The 18,652-nt window shown below is 63.3% G+C and carries 21 protein-coding genes; 13 read left to right on the top strand and 8 right to left on the bottom strand.

From position 1 onward, the window contains the following. Positions 1 to 19: 19 nt before the first annotated feature. Positions 20 to 709, bottom strand: coding sequence for a type 1 glutamine amidotransferase (locus tag WDS16_RS23290; RefSeq protein ID WP_338888090.1), 690 nt, complete (start codon positions 707 to 709; stop codon positions 20 to 22). Between the two features lie 112 nt (positions 710 to 821). Between WDS16_RS23290 and WDS16_RS23285 the strand changes: the two genes are divergently transcribed. Continuing rightward, entirely contained in the window at positions 822 to 2,813 is a 1,992-nt protein-coding gene (locus tag WDS16_RS23285; protein ID WP_338888089.1) for a DEAD/DEAH box helicase, read from the top strand. Positions 2,814 to 2,865: 52 nt separating this feature from the next. On the opposite strand, the gene WDS16_RS23280 is transcribed toward WDS16_RS23285, so the two are convergent. From WDS16_RS23280 to WDS16_RS23265, 4 genes are read right to left on the bottom strand one after another with little or no spacing between them, the layout of a single operon-like run. Beyond that, a complete protein-coding gene (locus WDS16_RS23280) occupies positions 2,866 to 3,273 on the bottom strand; it encodes a DoxX family protein (RefSeq protein ID WP_338888088.1) in 408 nt (135 codons plus the stop codon). A gap of 47 nt (positions 3,274 to 3,320) precedes the next feature. After that, entirely contained in the window at positions 3,321 to 3,794 is a 474-nt protein-coding gene (locus tag WDS16_RS23275; RefSeq protein ID WP_338888087.1) for an ArsR/SmtB family transcription factor, read from the bottom strand. After that, complete coding sequence (locus WDS16_RS23270; RefSeq protein WP_338888086.1) at positions 3,791 to 4,138, bottom strand: hypothetical protein; 348 nt, start codon at positions 4,136 to 4,138, stop codon at positions 3,791 to 3,793. Before WDS16_RS23270 ends, WDS16_RS23275 begins: the two co-directional genes overlap by 4 nt. A 5-nt stretch (positions 4,139 to 4,143) precedes the next feature. Beyond that, the gene (locus tag WDS16_RS23265) at positions 4,144 to 4,878 is read right to left on the bottom strand and encodes a serine hydrolase (RefSeq protein ID WP_338888084.1); all 735 of its coding nucleotides are present in this window, start codon (positions 4,876 to 4,878) and stop codon (positions 4,144 to 4,146) included. A gap of 454 nt (positions 4,879 to 5,332) precedes the next feature. Between WDS16_RS23265 and WDS16_RS23260 the strand changes: the two genes are divergently transcribed. Next, positions 5,333 to 6,094, top strand: a complete 762-nt coding sequence (locus tag WDS16_RS23260; RefSeq protein ID WP_338888083.1) for a GTP pyrophosphokinase family protein — start codon at positions 5,333 to 5,335, stop codon at positions 6,092 to 6,094. Between the two features lie 15 nt (positions 6,095 to 6,109). Here WDS16_RS23260 and WDS16_RS23255 read toward each other — a convergent pair whose 3' ends face one another. Then, the gene (locus tag WDS16_RS23255; protein WP_422395707.1) at positions 6,110 to 6,940 is read right to left on the bottom strand and encodes a DUF72 domain-containing protein; all 831 of its coding nucleotides are present in this window, start codon (positions 6,938 to 6,940) and stop codon (positions 6,110 to 6,112) included. A gap of 25 nt (positions 6,941 to 6,965) precedes the next feature. On the opposite strand from WDS16_RS23255, the gene WDS16_RS23250 reads away from it, so the two are divergent. The 5 genes from WDS16_RS23250 to WDS16_RS23230 all read left to right on the top strand — a co-directional run bounded on the left by WDS16_RS23250 (position 6,966) and on the right by WDS16_RS23230 (position 13,869). After that, complete coding sequence (locus WDS16_RS23250) at positions 6,966 to 8,501, top strand: metallophosphoesterase (RefSeq protein WP_338888082.1); 1,536 nt, start codon at positions 6,966 to 6,968, stop codon at positions 8,499 to 8,501. A 56-nt stretch (positions 8,502 to 8,557) separates the two neighbouring features. Beyond that, a complete protein-coding gene (locus WDS16_RS23245) occupies positions 8,558 to 9,304 on the top strand; it encodes a nuclear transport factor 2 family protein (RefSeq protein ID WP_338888081.1) in 747 nt (248 codons plus the stop codon). Positions 9,305 to 9,504: 200 nt separating this feature from the next. Continuing rightward, complete coding sequence (locus WDS16_RS23240) at positions 9,505 to 10,725, top strand: ISL3 family transposase (RefSeq protein ID WP_422395698.1); 1,221 nt, start codon at positions 9,505 to 9,507, stop codon at positions 10,723 to 10,725. A 53-nt stretch (positions 10,726 to 10,778) separates the two neighbouring features. Beyond that, complete coding sequence (locus tag WDS16_RS23235) at positions 10,779 to 12,584, top strand: HNH endonuclease signature motif containing protein (protein WP_338888079.1); 1,806 nt, start codon at positions 10,779 to 10,781, stop codon at positions 12,582 to 12,584. 181 nt (positions 12,585 to 12,765) lie between these two features. Then, positions 12,766 to 13,869: a S1C family serine protease gene (locus WDS16_RS23230; RefSeq protein WP_338888076.1), complete on the top strand. Its 1,104-nt coding sequence runs from the start codon at positions 12,766 to 12,768 to the stop codon at positions 13,867 to 13,869. On the opposite strand, the gene WDS16_RS23225 is transcribed toward WDS16_RS23230, so the two are convergent. Further along, a complete protein-coding gene (locus WDS16_RS23225) occupies positions 13,870 to 14,250 on the bottom strand; it encodes a VOC family protein (protein WP_338888075.1) in 381 nt (126 codons plus the stop codon). Positions 14,251 to 14,340: 90 nt separating this feature from the next. On the opposite strand from WDS16_RS23225, the gene WDS16_RS23220 reads away from it, so the two are divergent. The 5 genes from WDS16_RS23220 to WDS16_RS23200 all read left to right on the top strand — a co-directional run bounded on the left by WDS16_RS23220 (position 14,341) and on the right by WDS16_RS23200 (position 17,844). After that, positions 14,341 to 15,318: an LLM class F420-dependent oxidoreductase gene (locus WDS16_RS23220; RefSeq protein ID WP_338888074.1), complete on the top strand. Its 978-nt coding sequence runs from the start codon at positions 14,341 to 14,343 to the stop codon at positions 15,316 to 15,318. Positions 15,319 to 15,408: 90 nt separating this feature from the next. Beyond that, complete coding sequence (locus tag WDS16_RS23215; RefSeq protein ID WP_338893581.1) at positions 15,409 to 16,032, top strand: AIM24 family protein; 624 nt, start codon at positions 15,409 to 15,411, stop codon at positions 16,030 to 16,032. A gap of 1 nt (position 16,033) precedes the next feature. Continuing rightward, positions 16,034 to 16,711, top strand: coding sequence for an AIM24 family protein (locus tag WDS16_RS23210; RefSeq protein WP_338888073.1), 678 nt, complete (start codon positions 16,034 to 16,036; stop codon positions 16,709 to 16,711). Between the two features lie 12 nt (positions 16,712 to 16,723). After that, complete coding sequence (locus tag WDS16_RS23205) at positions 16,724 to 17,470, top strand: AIM24 family protein (RefSeq protein ID WP_338888072.1); 747 nt, start codon at positions 16,724 to 16,726, stop codon at positions 17,468 to 17,470. A 35-nt stretch (positions 17,471 to 17,505) separates the two neighbouring features. After that, positions 17,506 to 17,844, top strand: coding sequence for a hypothetical protein (locus tag WDS16_RS23200; protein WP_338888071.1), 339 nt, complete (start codon positions 17,506 to 17,508; stop codon positions 17,842 to 17,844). Positions 17,845 to 17,848: 4 nt separating this feature from the next. Here the strand turns inward: WDS16_RS23200 and WDS16_RS23195 are convergent, their stop codons facing one another. After that, a complete protein-coding gene (locus WDS16_RS23195) occupies positions 17,849 to 18,238 on the bottom strand; it encodes a TetR-like C-terminal domain-containing protein (protein ID WP_338888070.1) in 390 nt (129 codons plus the stop codon). 173 nt (positions 18,239 to 18,411) lie between these two features. On the opposite strand from WDS16_RS23195, the gene WDS16_RS23190 reads away from it, so the two are divergent. Beyond that, positions 18,412 to 18,645 (top strand): hypothetical protein, encoded by a 234-nt coding sequence (locus WDS16_RS23190; protein ID WP_338888068.1) that lies wholly within the window; start codon positions 18,412 to 18,414, stop codon positions 18,643 to 18,645. Positions 18,646 to 18,652: the final 7 nt, after the last annotated feature.

The raw sequence follows: 18,652 nt of genomic DNA, 5'->3' as shown, positions 1-18,652 counted from the left end.
GATGTCGTGGAAGAGGGGGTCAGTGGCCGGAAATCCAGGCGTCGAGCAGCGCGCTGCACCGGACGCGCAGTTCGACCTCGTTCGCAGCCAGATCCTTGCGAATGGCGTCGACTATGTCCTGGTCCTGCTCGATTCCGTCGCGCACCCAGGCATCGGCCCAGGACTCGAAGACGTCGACGTCGATCTCCGGATGGAACTGCAGACCGAGGTGCCGTCCGTGCACGAACGCCTGCTGGCCGGCGTCGTTGCGCGCGATCACCGTAGCACTCTCGGGGGCGACGAACGTGTCGCCGTGATACTCCATCCAGGGGCCTGGACCGACCAGATCGGGCCGGGACGTCGCGATCTCGGTCAGGCCGTGCTCCGGGAACTGCGACTCCGTCACTGTTCCACCGAGTACCCGAGCGAGCAGTTGTCCGCCGAAACACACGCCCAGAATCGGCACGTCCATCTCGATCGCCATCTGCAGATACGCACTCTCGGCCGCAATCCACGGTGTGTCGTCGTAGGCCGCATCGGGAGATCCCATGACGACGACCATCGCCGCATCGTCGAGGGCAGGAGGAACCTCGCCGAGTCCATAGTCGAAGGAATGCACGTCCAGCTCGTAGCCCCGGCCACGCAGTTCCGGCCCGAGGGTTCCGATGTTGCGGTAACCGAGCGCCGGGTCTCGGTCGTGGACGAGCACGACAGCACGACCATTACCCACAGCTCGTTCACCTCTGCTCGCGTCGACATCCATATCGCCGCCGAAGGCTACGCCAGACCCGACGCCGGTGCAGTCCGAGGATCTGTCGGTGAGGTGCTTTACGGTGTCTGTCGTGCCACCACGTCGACGCAAGCCCACCACCACTGCCCGCACGGTCGCCGCGGGCAAGAGCGCTGCGGCGCGCAAGTTCAAGCAGTCGGCGGGTGCGGCTTCCAAGACAACAGCCTCCAAGACAACAGCGTCCAAGTCCTCGGGAGCTACGGCGAAGAGGCGTCCGACCACGCGCAAGAAGGCGGTTCGCAAGACCGCGTCACCTGACCTGAGAATGCCCGACCCAGGCGAACGCGTGTGGGTGCTGGATGTCCCGTTCGAGGACCGAGCGCTCGCGTCGGCGTCCGGAGCGCGCTGGCATCCAGGCCCTCGAGTGTTCGCGTATTACGGTACGGAGCTTCCCGACGGTTTGGCCTCGTTCGAGTCGATGCCGTACAGCCTGCAGCGATGGGTCGAGGACGACGCCAACGAAGAGTGGCGTGAGGAGGTGGTCCACGAGCGATCGATGACGCCTCGCGAGACCCAACTCGAATCGGTTCGAAGGCAGCTGGGCGCCATGGAGAACGGCTTCCCCTATTTCGCCCAGATGGACTCGACTGGGCTCGGCAAGACGTTGGCCGTGTGCGAGGCCGTCCGGCAGATGAAGGATCCGAGCATCGGCACGGTCCTCGTCGTCGCCCCGAAGGGCGCTCTCCCGGGCTGGCGACGCACGATCGCCGATTCCGAAGCCGACGTGGATCCGGCGGACCGCAAGCGCTGGCTACTGGTCACCTATCAGTCCACGAAGAAGCTCCTCACCGTCCCGGAGGACACCGATCTCGGCAAGCGCAAGAAGACCCAGAACAAGCGGACCATCACGCTGGGCGAGCTGCGGTTCGACATCGACGTTGTCATCGCGGACGAGTCACACGCCTTGATGAACATCGAGTCCCAGCAGTCGCAGATTCTGTGGCGCTACCAGGAGGCTGCACGCGCCGTCGTGTGGATGTCTGCAACTCCGGGTTACCAACCGATGCACTTCGCATACATGGCCCGAGCCATCGAACTCAGTCGCGGGGACGGGCAGATCATCGGCGACGAGGACGCTCTCGGTTACGCGGTAACGACCAAGTGGGCGGCATTCCTGCAGGATGCGGGTTTCGCGTTGAAGGAAGGCAAAGCCACGACCGGTCTGAAGACCTGGCGTTGGGAACCCGAGGACGCTGCCCGACGCGAACGCGACATCGGAACCATCCACCGGTGGTTGGCCGGAGGCGCCGTGCCGTGGTCCATCTCCCGCCCCTCGCCGCCGACCCCGCGTGAGCCGCTCGGGCAGGAGCTCACGGCAGCACAGAAACGGCTGTACAACTCGGCGTGGATCGACTACCGCAAAGAACTGGGCCTCCCGCTCTGGAGGACGTCGGGTGGAAAGCGCGTGCTGCAAAAGAACCCGAGCACACGTGCCGCAACGTTGCGGTTTCGCCAGAAGTGTTCTTACCTGCGGATTCCCTCGACCGCCGACCAGGTTCGATCCTGGGTGCGGGACGGTAATCAAGTGTTCGTGTCGATGTTCTACCGCGAGTCGGTGGCGGCACTCGCCGAGACTCTGAGGGAGGAAGGCCTCGACGTCGCAGTCGTCGACGGCAGCATGAGCAGTCCGGAGCAGGAAGTGCAGATTCGACGATTCCAGACCGGCGCATCCCGCGTCATCGTGTCCACCACGACGAGCGCGATCAACCTCCACACCAACGAATTGCTGCTGCCGGACACGCATCGGGCTTCCTCGCAGGCTTCGCTCCCGTCCGTCTCGACGTCGGCACCGCGCGTCACGCTCATCCATGACCCGCGATGGACTCCGATCGACATCCGACAGATCGAAGGCCGCGCAAATCGCATCGACAAGGACCATCAGCACACGACGTCGACCTGCTACTACGGTTACGCCGAGGGGACAGTCGAGGAGGAGATGGTGCTGACCGGCATCGAGCGAATCGCCGACCTCGGCTCCATCGTCGGGCAGTCGGATCTGATCGATCCCGAGGCTTTCCTGGCAGCGCGGGCCGAGCGCGCGTAGTCACGTTCCGGCCGTAGTCACATTCCGACCGCAACCACGCGCACCGCAGGAATCAGCGCACGATCGGCATGACCTGTCGAACCCGAGGATCGCGCAAGTACAACGCAGCCCATACGGCAACGCCCACGTACACAGCGAACAGGACGGTACTGAAGAGCGGCTTGTCGACGCGCCAGTTGGTCAGGACCGCGCCGCCGAGGTAGCCGGTCAGCAAGACCGCGCCCAGGAACGCGGTCCGGGGAACGAGATACAGCGCAACGCACACGAGCAGTACGACGCCGATGACCGGCGTCATCTCCTCCCGTAGGCCGAGATCGACTGTCGCATCTCGTACTTGCTGCACATTGATCAACTTGGTCACTCCGTCGAAGATCAGAAAGATCGCGAGGAGGGCCGTCAGTGCCCAGCCGATGCGGGCTGCGGTGGGTGAGGTGGTTGCCGGGGTTGTTGTTGTAGTCATGCCCATATCGACACGGCCGACATCGGAAACTCATCGGCGAGAGTGCGCTATGTCCCGAGTTCGCCCGAAATGTCCGCTGCCGCAAGCATCGACACCAACAGCGGCACAACCTTCTTCGCGTTGATCCGGTAATCACCCCTGCCGTGTTGTTCGACTACGTTCGCCGATGCGAGAGCCTTGAGGTGGTGATAGACCTGACCGGTGGATCCCAGCCCTACTACGTCCTGAAGGTCTGCCGCGTTGGCCGGACCCCGCAACAGCCTCCGAACGATCTGCAGCCGAACCGGATGGCCCAACGCGGCGAGCACCCCGGAGGTTCGCGCCACCGACAGTTCGAGCACGGCGTCGGGGGAGTAGCCGATGCTCCACGTGACGTCACCGTGCAGATGCACGTCGCCCTGATAGGCGACGGCCCCGCCGGTGGGCGGGTCGGCGCCCGCCGGTACGTCGCTCCCTCCGTGCTCGAGCTCGGCGACGCGTGCCTCCAACTCGGCCAACCTCGCCTCGAACTGCTCGCTCACACGACGCAGGCTATCCGGTCCAGCGCGTCCGAGGACTGCAAGGCGTCGATGATCAGCATCTGCTGGTTCCCTAGGCCTGTGTTCGCCGCCTCGTATCTGTCGGCGGGCAGGCCGTCGGTCAACCACACGGCAGTGGCGACGGTGCCGTCCTCGCGCCGTAGTTCGAATGCCTGATTCAGGACACCGGGTAGATTGCCGCCCTTGAATCCCAGCCCCTCCGCGCCGTCCGGTGCCGGCTGGTACTCGAGCTGCCGAAGTGCGATGTCGGCCCCATCCCCGAAACTGCCGTCGGCGAGGGATCGGTACAACGAGTCAAGCTGAGCAGCAGATCCTTTCGCGCCCACGAGCTCTACCGACGCAGCCTGATCTTCATAGGTGGGTTCTGCACTTCTGCGCTGGCGTCGGCGCGGAATTGATCGTCGAATGCCCACCGTTGGGCAGTAGCCCATTGGTCACCCTCGCCCAGCGTGGGATCGAAGACCGCCAGAACAGTCGTGACGAGCGTCGGCACCTCGAACCCTTCCCAGCCGCCTGCCGCGGCGGCATCGACGAGCGCATCGTCGCCGAGTCGGTAGCGGAGGTAATCGGGTACCGCGTTGTCGCTCTCCCGAATCATCGCGGTGACCATGTCGTCCAGTCGGACCGTTGCAGTGAGATCAGTTGCGCTCACGCCATCGTTGGCAATGCCCAACCTGTCCAGCGCCGCCGGGTGTGCACCTCCGTCGGTTCCGGGCACGTACCAGCGCTCCCAATCCAGCAGTGGCACTTGCTCGTCGGCGTCCAATTCGCCAGCGGCGACCGCACGCGCATATGCGGCCAAGTGAACGACCTTGACTGCGGAGGCCAGTGCCTGCTGTTCGTCCTGCCGATGCTCGACGACGTGGCCTCGGCCGTCGTCCACAACGAGAGAGACCGTCTCCGGGGTTTGCTCGATCAACCCCAGCCAGCCTTCCTGGGTGTTCAAATCGGTCGACGCCGCCGAGACGCAGTTGTCCGGCTCCTGCGTGACCGGCTCGGTAGCGGAGCATCCAGCCACGATCAGTACGGCTGCACATCCGGCGGACACAGCAACGGTGCGACTCATCGGCATCCCTTCTCAGTTATTCCGTAATTACGGAATAACGTATCGAGTTCCCATGTTGTCCGCAATGGGAACATATGTTCGAACACATGGTAATCTCATCAGGCCGTCCGGGAGCACCCACTCGCGGACGGTCCAACTCCCGATCGGTGGTCCCTGGATGAACACCCCTGCCGACGACGCCGGCCACACACTCCATCGATTGGGCGATCGATGGGTCGAGAGTGCACCTCGATGGTGCGCTCACGGTCACGCCCTCGGCCCGCGAACCGTGCTGGTCGGGTCGAGGGCGTGCTCCTGCGGCCGAGGACATCACCGCACCCACGCGTGCCGAACGTGCGGAGACGTGACGTTCAGCCCTCGACTCGGACCGCAGTGCGCCGACGCCAGCTTCGATTCACGCGGCGCCGACCAGCACAGATGACGGTTCGAATCAGAGGTAGGACAGAATCGACCCATGGAAAGCAACACCACGGACAACGGGAGCAAGGCCGTCGAGCTAGCCGACTTCGATCAGCTTCGCAGCGACTTCACCCGCTTCATGATGAGCTACAAGTTCGGGATCGACGAGCTCATGACCAAGATCAACATCTTGAAGGAAGAATTCACGCACATCCACCGGTACAGCCCGATCGAGCACGTCGGATCGCGGTTGAAGACTCCGGAAAGCATCATCGTCAAGGCGCGACGCAAGAACTGCCCTCTCACACTCGACGACATTCGCACCAACATCGTCGACATCGCAGGCATTCGCATCACGTGCAGCTTCATCTCCGACACCTACCGCATCGCGGACATGATCGGCAGTCAGACCGACGTCCGTGTACTGGAAGTGAAGGACTATATCGCCGCTCCGAAACCGAACGGCTACAAGAGTCTTCACCTCATCGTCGAGATACCGGTGTTCATGAGCGACCGCATTCAACCGGTCCCGGTGGAACTGCAGATCCGCACCATCGCGATGGACTTCTGGGCAAGCCTCGAGCACAAGATCTTCTACAAGTACCACGGCACCATTCCCGCTCCGCTCCTCGCCGAGCTCACCGAAGCAGCGGACAGCGCGAATCGCCTCGATGTCACAATGGAACGGCTGCACGACGAGGTCGCCGAAATCAAGGGTGGCAAGTCGAGCGACGCCATTCATCTCGATTCGATGCCACCACTGTCGCTCCCGCGTGAGCTGCTGATTGCAATGCTCGACGGTAGTAAACCATTGTGACAGAACTGAATACGCTCAGATTCGGCCGATCAATCTCATCGCGTCGTGCGGCGCGTAGCCTTTGACGTCGTTGTCGAAGTACACGAACACGTCAAGCTTCGACGATCTCCACCCAGCGACACGAGCGGCCCACGCGTCCAGTGAGGTGTCGTCGTATCCGCTCGCGTACAGCTCCTCGGCGCCGTGAAGCCGTACGTACATGAAATCGGAAGTCGGCGTGTCCACGAAAGGATACCGGCCTGCTGAATCTGCAACGACGAACGCGACGTCGTGCTCTCGCAGAATTTGAATCGCCTCGGGAGTGTCGAAGCTGGGGTGGCGAGCTTCGAGCGCATGACGTATCGGGCGCTCGCCTGTGACGAGGAGGCTGACGCGATCCTCCGGGAGCTTCTCGTCCCGTCGCCCAGCGAGCGCGACAGCCTCGGACGTGGTTCTAGGAAGAAGGGTGAAGAACGCGGCAAGCTTGTCGGCGTCGAACTGCAGGTTCGGTGGCAGCTGCCACAGAATGGGGCCGAGCTTGCGCCCCAGGCCGAGCACACCCGTCGCGAAGAAATTAGCCAGCGCCGATTCCACATCGACCAGTCGCTTCACGTGTGTGACGTATCGGCCGCCCTTGATCGAGAACACGAAGTCGTCGGGGGTCTCGTCGTGCCACTTCGCGAAGCTCGACGGCTTCTGCATCGCGTAGAAGGTTCCGTTGATTTCGATCGAAGACAATCGCTCGGACGCATATTCCAACTCGCGTCGGTGCGCGAGGCCCGCGGGATAGAAGTCGCCGCGCCACGGCGCGTACGTCCAACCGGAGATGCCGATTCTGACGTCCGACAGACGTTTCCGCGATGCCATTGCGACAGTATGTAGCCTGAACAGGGTGAAGGCCGCACCGACCATCGGATCGCTTCTGCTCGCTTGCGTACTCGTCGGTGCCGACGCGGTGGCCGACCCCGCGGCAACACGCGTCCAGGCACCCGCTGCCGCGGTGCCCGCACTCGGCCTGCTCGCAGTTCCGAACACCGTCTCCGCCGAGATGGTCGCCGGAGTCGGCAGCAAGGAAGTAGACGGCAATATCGAGGCCGGCACCGAGTCGTCCGGTGCCGAAGCTCGCACGTCCGCGTGGGACGAATTTCCCTATCTCCGGTACACCGCAACGTTCGACCCCGGCGTCGACAGCGCCGAGATTTCGTGGCAGGGCACCTCGGTCAACACCAACGACCTGGCAATGCACGTCCTCGATCCCGCCGAAAGCCGCTGGGGGCCTGCTGTCGCCGTCGCGCGACCCGACTGGCCAGGAGGGCTCGTGAACCTCACCGCGAAGGTGACGGGAATCGACGGCCCAGTCGAAGTCATGATCGTCGACAGCCCACGTGTGGACCGCTCGTTCGCCGAGCACAACGCGGAGGTGGACGGTTCGTTCGCCGAGCCAGGAACGTACGACTTTGCGCTGCAACACATCACCGACACCCAGTACATTTCGCGTGACGACCCGAACGTCTACGACGACATGACTCAATGGTCTGTCGACAATGCCGCCGAGTACGGCATCGACTACAGCATGCACACCGGCGATATCATTCAGAGCTGGATCAGCCCAGGTCGACCGGATACACAGTCTCGCATCGAATTCGAGGCCGCAAGCGAATCGATGCAGCGGCTCGAGGACGCGAACCTCCCACACGGTGTCCTGCCGGGCAACCACGACAACCTGTGGAACGTTGCAGGAAAGCTCGTGCCGGGTATGCACGAGGAGAACCACGCCCTCTACAACGAGTACTTCGGACCGGATCGGTACCGAGACCAGCCATGGTGGGGTGATTCGTTTACGGCACAGGATAATTCGGCACACTACGACCTGATCGACATCGCCGGTGCGAAGTTCCTGATGCTCTACATCGGATACAACCCGCCCGAGAAGGTGATGAAGTGGGCCGAGCAGGTGCTCGCGGATCATCCGGATCGAAATGTCGTGATCGGCACCCACTACTACCTCGACGAGGGCGGGGAGAAGAAGCTGATGGCCTTCGGCGACATCGGCGCCAGCTCCGGTCAGCAGATCTGGAACCGCCTCGTGAAACCCTTCGAATCGGTGTTCCTGGTGCTGTCCGGGCACGTCGACGGGCAGGCCACCGTCGTGGACCGCGACGTCGACGACACCGGTCGCACCGTCGTACAGCTACTGGCCGACTATCAGTACTTCGAGGTCGGTGGGGAGCGGGCAACGGGCTTCCAACGGTTGCTCCAGTTCGACATCGACGGTGAGGCCCTGGCCGTGACAACGCATTCGCCTACGCTCGACCGCTTCGACGTCGAGAGTTTCGACCCTCGCCGAAGGTTCCTCCCCGAGGACGGCGAGTTCGTCACCGATTTCACTCTGCGAGCAGATGTCCCTCGGGCTGTCAGCGCACGCTGAGCAGGTCGTCCTTCGATTCCGGCTCGGATCGGGCCGCTGGACGATAGCGTCGAGAGATGCGCACCGCTGAGGGCCTCCTCGCCGCAGTCCAGTGTTCACCCGAGGCCGTTGCGATTCACGATCGGACGACGTGGGTCGATCTCTACGCACGTGAAGGCGTCGTCAACGACCCCGTCGGGTCGAAGCCACACCGCGGGAGGGAGGCGATCGAGCGCTTCTACGACACCTTCATCGCGCCGAACACCATCAACTTTCACATCGAGAACGACGTCGTCTCCGGGATGTCCGTCGTCCGAGATCTGTCACTGGAAACAATCATGTCGACCGGCGCGGTGCTGAACGTGCCGATGCACATTCGCTACGACCTCGTCGAGGAAGACGGTGAGCTGAAGATTTCGCGCCTCGCCGCCCATTGGGAGCTGCGGTCGATGATCGGTCAGCTTCTCCGCGCGGGTTCCCGAGGACTGACCGCGTCCGCGAAGCTGACTCCCCAGTTGATCGGAAACCAGGGGATAGGCGGAGTCCTCGGCTTCATGGGTGGACTGCGAAGTGTCGGAAAGCGGGGCAAAGAAGCGGCCGCGGAACTGCTGAAGAGTTCACCCGTGACGGATGCGTCGGGGCAACCGGTGTCCCCCGACCTGCTCCGCGGCGCAACCTACCGAAAGTTCATCGCCGCGGGCCGGACCGTGAGCGTGACGATGGACGGATCATTCGGCAGCGGAGTGGTGTTCATCGAATTCGCACCCACATCGCTTGTTGCCGAGTCGATCACCGTGTTCTCGACATCGCATCGAGATGCTTGAGAACTTCGCCTCCTCCGAATACTGGTCGAACATGTGTGGCGCTCCTGAGGTTTGTGTGGGCGCCATTTCTGCTGTTCAGGGTGGGTTGTGTTGTTGGACGCAGTGTTCGGCGAGTTGCCGGTGAGATGAGGGACGCGCACGTGCTGGGCCTCTAGATTTCGGGGTTCCTACACCAACCTCAACCCGGAGGGCCGCTACACGTGCGCGTCAGTACTGCATTTAACCGTCTGCTTCAGATTCCCGGTGCATCGGTATCGGATGTGTCGATCACAGATAGCTCCGTCGAGGTCGTGTTGCGGCGTCGTGCGCGGCGGTCGAAGTGTCCGTGCGGGTACACCACTGCCGCATCGTACGACCAGGCGCCCAGACGGTGGCGGCATCTCGATTTCGGTCGCCACAAGGTGTGGCTGGTCTACTCGATCCACCGAATAGAGTGCCCGACCTGCGGCGTTCGAACCGAGGACGTGCCGTGGGCAAGGCCGAGAGCACGACACACGCGGGACTTCGAAGACACAGTGCTGTGGCTGGTGACGCGTACCGATCGCACCTCGGTCTCGACGTTGATGCGCTGTGCGTGGCGTACGGTCACCTCCATCGTCACGCGGGCGGTCGATGCGTTGATCGATTCGCGTCGGCTCGACAGGCTGTATCGGATCGGTGTCGACGAAATCTGCTATCGGCATCCGCACAAGTACCTCACCATCGTCGGCGATCACGACACCGGCAAGGTCGTGTACATCGCCGAGGGCCGAGGGCGTGAGTCGTTTTCGGAATTTTTCGAGCAACAGTCCGCCCGGGAACGAGGCGCGGTGCAGGTGGTGTCGATGGACGGGTCTCCGGCTTTCCGGGCCGCCGCCGAACATCACGTCCCGCGCGCCCGCCAATGCATGGATCCCTTTCATGTCATGCAGTGGGTCAACCGTGCTCTGGACCGAGTGTTCTCCGATGCGGCGTCGGTTCGTCGTACGTTGACGATGCAGGCGCCCCAATGGCGCAAGGCTCGAACAGCGTTGCGGCTGGGTAAGAATCGGCTGACCAAGACTCACAAGTCGCTGCTGCGAACGGTCATCAATGCCGACACCGAAGTCGGGACTGCGTGGCGTTTGAAGGAACAGTTCCGCGATCTCTACCGCAAGGTCGCGCCCTCCAATGCCGTGCGTTACTTGCGGCGTTGGATCGAGGAAGCGCGGTCCTGCGGGATCATCGCGTTCGTACAACTGGCCCGCATGATCGAGAAGAAAGCGGAGGCGATCTGTGCGGCAATCGAGCTAGGGATCTCGAATGCTCTCATCGAGGGAATCAACTCGAAGATCAGGCTGATCAACGCCCGTGGTTACGGTCATCATTCCGCTGAATCACTCAAGGCGATGATCTACCTGAACCTCGGTGGAATCGAGGTCAAACTCCCCACACAAACGTAAGGAGGGGCACATGTGTTCGAGTTTTTGTCGGTGGGTGGGGTTATCTTGATTCCATGCTTTCGGGGGATAGCCACTCAGGGGTGACCGACACGGTCAACGACACGGCAGGTGACACTGCTGTCTCAGAGGAGACTGCGGCGTCGGGAGATACTGCGGCGTCGGGGGTGCCGGTAATCGAGGCCGCGTTCCTGGCGAACGTCGTCGCCACCATCGAACAACAGGTAGAGATTCTCGGGCGGATCGACATGTCCGCCGCATCCACCGCCGACCAGCGAGCGCTACTGGTTCGCATGGAAACAGCGACCCGTTCCTTGTTCGGATATTCCCACACCTGGCTCGCCGACCTCATGGCCCAACGCGGTCTCGACGACATCTACGGTTCCGTCCCCCAGGCAGTCGCGGTACTGCTACGCGTGTCCGTCGCACGCGCCTCGCAGCGCATCCGCTTCGCCGACGAGTACGGACACCGCACTTCCATGACCGGAGAACGGCTGGACCCGGTCCTACCAGCCACCGCCTCCGCCGCCGAAAGCGGAGCTCTCGACGAAGAACACCAACGCATCATCAAAAACTTCTTCCGTTTGCTCGGCCGCAAAGTCGACATCGAATCCCGCGAGAGAGCGGAGAACCAACTGGCCCAACTCGCCCGAGAACTCCTCCCCGACCAATTCCGGGCCGCCGCAGCGCGACTGTTCGCAGTCCTCGACCCCGACGGGGAACTCGACGACGAAGAGAAGACCGCCGCACGCTGTTTCGTCTCCTTCGACGACCCCGGCGCCGACGGGCTCACCAAAGGGAAATTCCTGATCGACGCAGAAACCCGCGCCTATCTCGAAGCCGGTTTCGCGAAATGGGCCAAACCCGGCATGTGCAACCCCGCCGACAGCACACCCGTCGTCGACGACCCCAACGTCGCCACCAACAGCGACAAGAACACCAGCGGCAGCGAATCCGACGCCGCGACACCGGACCCGAGCCTGTTCGAGCAATCCGACGATAGCGACACCGATCAATCAAGCCCCGGTGATGAACCCGACCGGACAGATGTAGGTACCGACGCCACAGCTGGTCCTGGTACCGCTGCTGGCCCTGTTCCTGGTCCTGGTCCTGGCACTGCTGCCGACAGGGACACGATCATCGACGCCGAACGCCGCGCTGCACGCGATCACCGCAGCAAAGGCCGACGCCAACACGACGCACTGAAAGTGATCCTGCGGCAGATGCTCGCGTCCGGCCAACTCGGTCACCACCGTGGACTTCCCGTCACGGCCGTCGTCACCATGACATTGAAAGAGCTCGAAGAAGCCTCCGGACACGCCGTCACTGGCACCGGATCATTGATCCCCATGCGCGACGCAATCCGCATGGCCTCCCACGCCCACCAGTACCTCGTGATCTTCGACGACCACGGCCGGCCCCTGCATCTGGGCCGTTCCAAACGGATCGCCACAGCCGATCAACGCATCGTCCTCATCGCCGCCGACCGCGGATGCACCTTCCCTGGGTGCACCCGCCCCGCCACCTGGAGCCAGGTCCACCACATCGACGAATGGGCGGCAGGCGGTAACACCGACATCGACTCGCTCACCTTCGGCTGCGATACCCACCACCCCCTCGTCGGACCCGCGGACACCGACTGGGCCACCACCAAAGCCGGACCCGACCATCCCTACCCCGGCCGCACCCTCTGGCACCCGCCGATCGGCCTCGATCCACTGCGCCGCGGCCGCATCAACCATTTCCACCACCCCAACGAGTACATCTACCCAGCGGACGTCCCCCTCTCTGACACCGGCGAAACCCGCGATACCAACGCCCCATCGCCAGGCGGCAGTGAATCAGGCACTCCGCCCGCCTGAGAAGGGGCGGCGACCGCAGCCCCGATGCCGGCCGTACGACCGGTATCCGCCCCCACCGCAGTTGGACTGCAGCCAGCGGCACAGAGCTCCAGATGTGCCGCCTACAGACATGCGCGCTGGCGGGACCACCGAAAAATCCGTGGAAACCATCACCTGAGGCAAAAGGCCATAATCTGTAGTCATGCAGGCAGCAGGCCGGGCGGCGTTCCTCGTGACGTTGACTCTCGCTGTCTCCGCACTTGCGCCTCCTCTCGCCCCCGGCGTACTCGACAGCACCCCCCTCGCGGACCAGGCACCCCCTGCCGTAGCGCCCCCACCTCCGGTCGAAACCCCGCCGCCCCTGACACTGGAGCAGCTGTCCGAGCAGGTGAATCCGACTGTTGTCACGATCGCCGCCGAGTTCGGTCTCTACGGTGTCGCAGGGACGGGGTTCGTCGTCGATGCCGACGGACTTGTCGTCACCAATTTCCACGTGATCGAAGAGGCGACAGCGGTGACGGCCGTCCACATGGGCAACGGACTGATCTACGACGCCTCCGTGCTCGGTTACGACAAGACGCGGGATCTGGCGGTGCTACAGCTGGCCACCGCATCCGACCTGCCGGTTGCGGCCATCGGATCATCGGCCGATCTGGAAGTCGGTGCCGATGTGACCGCGATCGGAAATGCCTCCGGCGGTGGAGTTCTCGTACCTGCACCCGGCAAGATCGTCGCTCTCGACCGTCCAGTGATCGCGCAGAGTTCGGTCGACGGGTCTCGCAACGAGCTGGTCGGCATGATTCAGATCGACGCCGACGTGCGTGCCGGGGATTCCGGCGGTCCACTCGTGGACGCATGGGGCAACGTCATCGGAGTCGACGCTGCGGGCCTGTCCGACGAAGCGCGCGAGACACAGGCGCCGGAGGCGTACGCGATCCCCATCGATGACGCGATTGCCGTCGTCGAGCAAGTTCGTGACGGTCGCTCGGAGGGCACGGTGCACGTCGGTCCGACGCCGTATCTGGGGATCGGGGTGCGCGATGTATCCGCGTTTCGAACAGCTGGACCGTCTCAGGGAGCGGCGGTGGCGTCCGTCCAGTCCGACTCACCGGCGCAGCGCACAGGACTGGTCCGGGGCGATGTCATCGTGTCCTTCGACGGCCGACCCGTCCGGACATCCGATGAGCTCTCGATGGAAATGATCGGGCGCAGACCCGGAGACATCATTCGACTCGAGTGGATCACCGAAGAGGGTGTCCGCCAGCAACAGTCGGTCACCTTGGAGCTCGGTGCCCCGACCGCGTGATCAGGCCTCCAGAACCGACAGGACGTTTCCCGCCGGATCGGTGAACCATGCGATGAGCGGCCCGCCGTGCCGGAAGATTCCGCGGTCGTCGGTGCCCATGTCCGGGTAGCTCTGGAATACGACGCCCTTGGCAACCAACGCGTCGACCGCTGCCTCGATGTCGGCGACCGGGAAGTTGAGGATCGTGTACGGCGCAGGCTGGTGACGTTCGCGTGGATAAATCAGAACCTCCACGGCGTCACTCAACTGAAGACGAAGGAGCCCCATCTCCCCGTCGAGAACGGTCAGCCCGAGCGTATCGGCGTAGAACGCTCGGGCCGCGTCGATGTCGTCGACGGCGAATCCGGAGAACGGTGCGCGAGTGAGTTCGAGAGTCGGCATGCCGCTGATTGTTCACCCGCCCGGTGTGTTCTGCAGCGAAACCAGTCTCGCCCGGTGGCATACGTCTCCGACGAGAGTAGCTTTGATCAGGTGACTATTCGTCTCGGTTACCAGATGCCCAACTTCAGCTACGACGGTTCCGTGAAAGAACTGTTCCCCAAGGTCATCGCGCAAGCGCGCGAGGCGGAGGCCGCGGGATTCGACACCGCGTTCGTCATGGATCACTTCTACCAACTACCCGGGATCGGCAAGCCCGACGCCCCGATGCTCGAGGCGTACTCGACCCTGTCCGGTCTGGCCACCGCCACCGACACGATTCAGCTTTCCGCCCTCGTCACCGGCAACACCTACCGAAACCCGGCGATTCTCGCCAAGACCGTCACCACGCTGGACGTCGTCAGCGGCGGTCGCGCGATCCTCGGGATCGGAGCGGGCTGGTTCGAGCTCGAGCACACCAGCTTCGGGTTGGAGTTCGGAACGTTCACCGATCGTTTCGAGCGGCTCGACGAGGCGCTGCAGATAATCGAGCCGATGCTGCGCGGGCAGCGTCCGACGTTCGACGGCCTCTGGTATCAGGTCGAGGACGCCATCAACGAACCTCGCATTCGGGACGATCTACCGATCATGCTCGGCGGCGGCGGCGAGAAGAAGACCTTCGGCCTTGCTGCGCAGTTCGCGGATCACCTCAACATCATCTGCAACGCAAGCGAACTGCCGCGCAAGGTCAAGGCCGTCGAAGCACGGTGCGAAGAAGTCGATCGCGATCCCAAGGATCTCGAAACCAGCTTCCTCGCGTTCGTCATCATCGACGAGGACGGTGACAAGGCGAAGAAGCTCCAGAGCGACTACTTGTTGTCGAACGGAATCGACCTGTCGAACCTCGACGACAGCGACAGGGCAGCCGCGACGGACCGGCATTTCTGCGGCACGCCGGACGACGTCGCCGAGCAGGTGCAGAAGCGGGTGCTCGATCAGGGCATCGACGGGATCATCATCAACCTGATCACCAATGGCCACGAGCCGGGCGTCGTCGAACTCGCGGGCAAGACGTTGCGTCCGCTCGTGTAGTTACGAGGCCGACCTGGTGTACGGGTATCCGCTCATCCTTGGCACGGCGGAACTGCGCGTGGCATAGTTCCCGGCGTGGCTCAGCTGACAATGAACGGGCACCGTGTGCTCGTCGCGAATCTGCAACAAGGATCACCGCAGGGCGATTCGCTGCGTGCGATTTCCGGATCGATGGTCGCGTACGAGGGCGATGTCGCCTTCAAGAGCGCAGGGATGGGCGGCGGCGGCGGATTCCGCGCTGCACTCAAACAGAAGGTCGCAGGCGAATCCCTTTCGCTCATGGAGGTATCTGGGAAAGGGACCGTCTACTTCGCCGTCGACGCCCAGGACATCACCATCGTCGAGATCGCGAACGACTCCATGCACGTGGAAGCATCACAGCTTCTCGCTCTGACAGGTCAGCTCAAGACCGAGGTCAAGTTCTCGGGGCTTCGTGGCGCGAGCTCCGGACAGGGCCTCTTCACAACAGTCGTCAGCGGATCCGGCACCGTCGCGCTGCTCTCGGCAGGTGGTCCGCTGATCGCGCTCGCAGTCGATCCGCAGTACCCACTCGTAGTCGACCCCGATTCGTTCGTCGCGCACCGCGGCCAACTGAACCAGAGCTTCGTCACCGACGTCACGTGGCGCTCCGCCATCGGCGGTGGCAGTGGTGAGGCATTCTCGCTCCGTTTCGACGGCCAGGGCGTCGTCTACATCCAACCCGAGGAGCGCTGACGTGCCGCTCGAACTCGTCAACAGCAAGGTCGTCAAATCGACTCTCGCACCGGGACAGAACGTTCTGGCCCGCAAAGGCGCGATGCTCTACTACACCGGCGATGTGCACTTCATCCCTCACTCGATGGGTGGTGCTGCCAGTGGCATGCCGAGCATGGGCGGGGTCGCCGGAATGGCCGGTCGGATGATGTCCGGCGAACATGTCGCAATGATGGCCGCCGAGGGCCAGGGTGAGGTCTTCTACGGACACGCGGGGCTGTACGTCGAAGTGATCCACCTCGACGGTTCGTCGATGCTGACCGTCGAAGCCGACCGCTTGCTCGTACACGACGGGTACCTGCAGAGCTCGATCGTCGCGCTCACGTCGCAGGGCGGGGTTCGGGGAGCCGTACGCGGGGCCATGACGGGCCAGGGCTTGTTCACGACGCAACTCACCGGTCAGGGGAGTGTCGCAGTGCTGTCACACGGTGGCGCGACTCCGTTGCAGGTCGGACCCGAACATCCACAGGTAGTGGTAGACCCGCAAGCGTACGTCTGCCACATCGGCAACATCACCGTGGACATCTCGGCGAACGTCGGCTGGCGTGACGCCGTCGGCAAGGGCAGCGGCGAGGCGATCCAGCTGAAAATGACGGGTATGGGCACCGTGTGGGTCCAGGCCTCCGAGCAGAAATTCTGAGGGAGCACACACATGGGTCTCGAAATCCACACCCCGTTCACGCTTCCCGTCAACGACAACGTTCCCGGAAACGACTATGCGTTCTGCGTCGAACTCGCAGGCCAGCCGTGGTTCACATCCAAGGGCGCGATGATCGCCTACTACGGCAACGTCCGATTCGAGCCCCTGGGTCAGACATCGATGCCCGCGATCGTGGCCGCGAGATTCTCCTCGCCGCTGTACTCGAACGACTGGGTACTCGCGCAGGGCCAGGGCAAGCTGATCCTCGGCGACCGCGGATTCAACATCAACAGCTACGACCTCGACGAAGGCAACCTGACGATCCGGGCGTCGAATCTGCTCGCATTCGAGCCGACGCTCGATCTCAAGCAGTCCATCGTGCCCGGATTCCTGACGTTGCTCGGTACGGGCAAGTTCCTGGCGTCGTCGAACGGCACGGTGATGTTCGCCGAGCCACCCCTGCGGATCGACCCGGAGGCTCTCGTCGGGTGGGCGGACTGCCCGTCGCCGTCGCACCACTTCGACGCAGGGTGGATGCAGAACTTCCTCGGTGCGGCGCGCGGATTCCTCGGCGCCAACAGCGGCGAGGAGCGTCAGTTCGACTTCACCGGCGCAGGAACCGTCCTCATCCAGTCCAGTGAGAAGGTCCTCGACGACGGTCACCTGCTCAAGCACATCGAGTCGCAGACGGTGTCCTTGGGCCAGAACTCGCTGCGGGCGCTGCACAACACCATCGGGTCGCGGCTTCAGCAGCAGTGATGCGGCCTCGCGGCTCACAGGCGCACACTGGAGATATGACAAACAACGGACCGTTCAATATCGACCCCGAGGACGCTCGCTTCCTTTGCGAATCGATCGAAGTAGGGAAAATCATCGGCCAGTCCGGCGCCGTCGGACCCTGGGGTGCATTCTTCGGCGAGGCAGCGACGCCTCGCGCCAAGCCGGCCCCCGAGACCACTGGCGAGAAGGGCGACGGTGTCTGGACCATCTATACCGTCACCGACGACGGCGCAGCCATCGACCAGGTGTTCGCCACCGAACTCGACGCCCTTCGTGCCCACAAGGACAACACCGACCCAACACGTCGAGTGCGCTTCCTGCCGTACGGAATGAGCGTCGGCGCGCTCGACTAGCGGTTTACGGCACGTGCGCAAGACGCAACACCTCGCGTACGTGCGAGGCGATGTCCTGGGTCGTCATCGGCGCCAACCGCATGAACCAGCGGTAGAAGACGGGGGCAAGGAGTAGCTCAGCTGTTCTTTCGACACGTCGAGCTCCACCGGATCGCAGCAGCGTATGGACAACGTCGAGCTGGGGACGCAGCAGCCGATCGTGGAACTCCGAGGCCGTGCTCTCGTCTGTTTGAATCCTGGCCGCGAGGCTGCGGAGTAGTGATTCGCGAGGCTGCGTCGAGATCTCGACGACGGCCTCCTCCAGTAGCGTTTCGAGGTCGCGCTGCAAATCTCCTGTGCTCGGCAGTGTTTCAGCCACGTCGGCAGCGCGGGCGAACAAGGCATCGAAGATCATCGCTGGAACCGAGGGCCACGACCGGTAGAGGGTTTGCTTTACTCACGCCCTCCTGGACAGCAATTCCTTCCATCGTCAACGAGTCCCCAGAGGCAGCGAGTTCGAGTACCGCGTCGTGAACGCGGACGACTGTGGACGACCGGCCTCGCCCGCAGAATTTAGGCACAGCATCGGTGCCATGGCTCAGCGAACCCGGCGCTACCGGGGGCGGAACCAGCCCCACCGATGTCGCGCAGATCCTCCTCGACCACATCGACGCACCGTCGGGTAGAGATCGACTTCGCCTCCTCGTCGGAGACGATGCACCAGGCCAGGTGGCCGCCGTCTTGCATCGCAGGCACGAAGAATACCGGCTGGAACCACGATTCAATTCGGCATTCGAAGGCGAACGCGCACCGAATCACTAGCCCCGCA

It is taken from the genome of Rhodococcus sovatensis, assembly GCF_037327425.1.
GTDB lineage: Bacteria > Actinomycetota > Actinomycetes > Mycobacteriales > Mycobacteriaceae > Rhodococcoides > Rhodococcoides sovatense.
This window is presented reverse-complemented; position numbering and strand designations above follow the sequence as displayed.

Coding starts and splice junctions, on each gene's coding strand:
- WDS16_RS23215 (WP_338893581.1), top strand. CDS start 15,409: ATGAACGGGCACCGTGTGCTCGTCGCGAATCTGCAACAAGGATCACCG.
- WDS16_RS23225 (WP_338888075.1), bottom strand. CDS start 14,250: ATGCCGACTCTCGAACTCACTCGCGCACCGTTCTCCGGATTCGCCGTC.
- WDS16_RS23265 (WP_338888084.1), bottom strand. CDS start 4,878: ATGAGTCGCACCGTTGCTGTGTCCGCCGGATGTGCAGCCGTACTGATC.
- WDS16_RS23280 (WP_338888088.1), bottom strand. CDS start 3,273: ATGACTACAACAACAACCCCGGCAACCACCTCACCCACCGCAGCCCGC.
- WDS16_RS23205 (WP_338888072.1), top strand. CDS start 16,724: ATGGGTCTCGAAATCCACACCCCGTTCACGCTTCCCGTCAACGACAAC.
- WDS16_RS23200 (WP_338888071.1), top strand. CDS start 17,506: ATGACAAACAACGGACCGTTCAATATCGACCCCGAGGACGCTCGCTTC.
- WDS16_RS23245 (WP_338888081.1), top strand. CDS start 8,558: ATGCGCACCGCTGAGGGCCTCCTCGCCGCAGTCCAGTGTTCACCCGAG.
- WDS16_RS23195 (WP_338888070.1), bottom strand. CDS start 18,238: ATGATCTTCGATGCCTTGTTCGCCCGCGCTGCCGACGTGGCTGAAACA.
- WDS16_RS23255 (WP_422395707.1), bottom strand. CDS start 6,940: ATGGCATCGCGGAAACGTCTGTCGGACGTCAGAATCGGCATCTCCGGT.
- WDS16_RS23235 (WP_338888079.1), top strand. CDS start 10,779: ATGCTTTCGGGGGATAGCCACTCAGGGGTGACCGACACGGTCAACGAC.
- WDS16_RS23230 (WP_338888076.1), top strand. CDS start 12,766: ATGCAGGCAGCAGGCCGGGCGGCGTTCCTCGTGACGTTGACTCTCGCT.
- WDS16_RS23260 (WP_338888083.1), top strand. CDS start 5,333: ATGGAAAGCAACACCACGGACAACGGGAGCAAGGCCGTCGAGCTAGCC.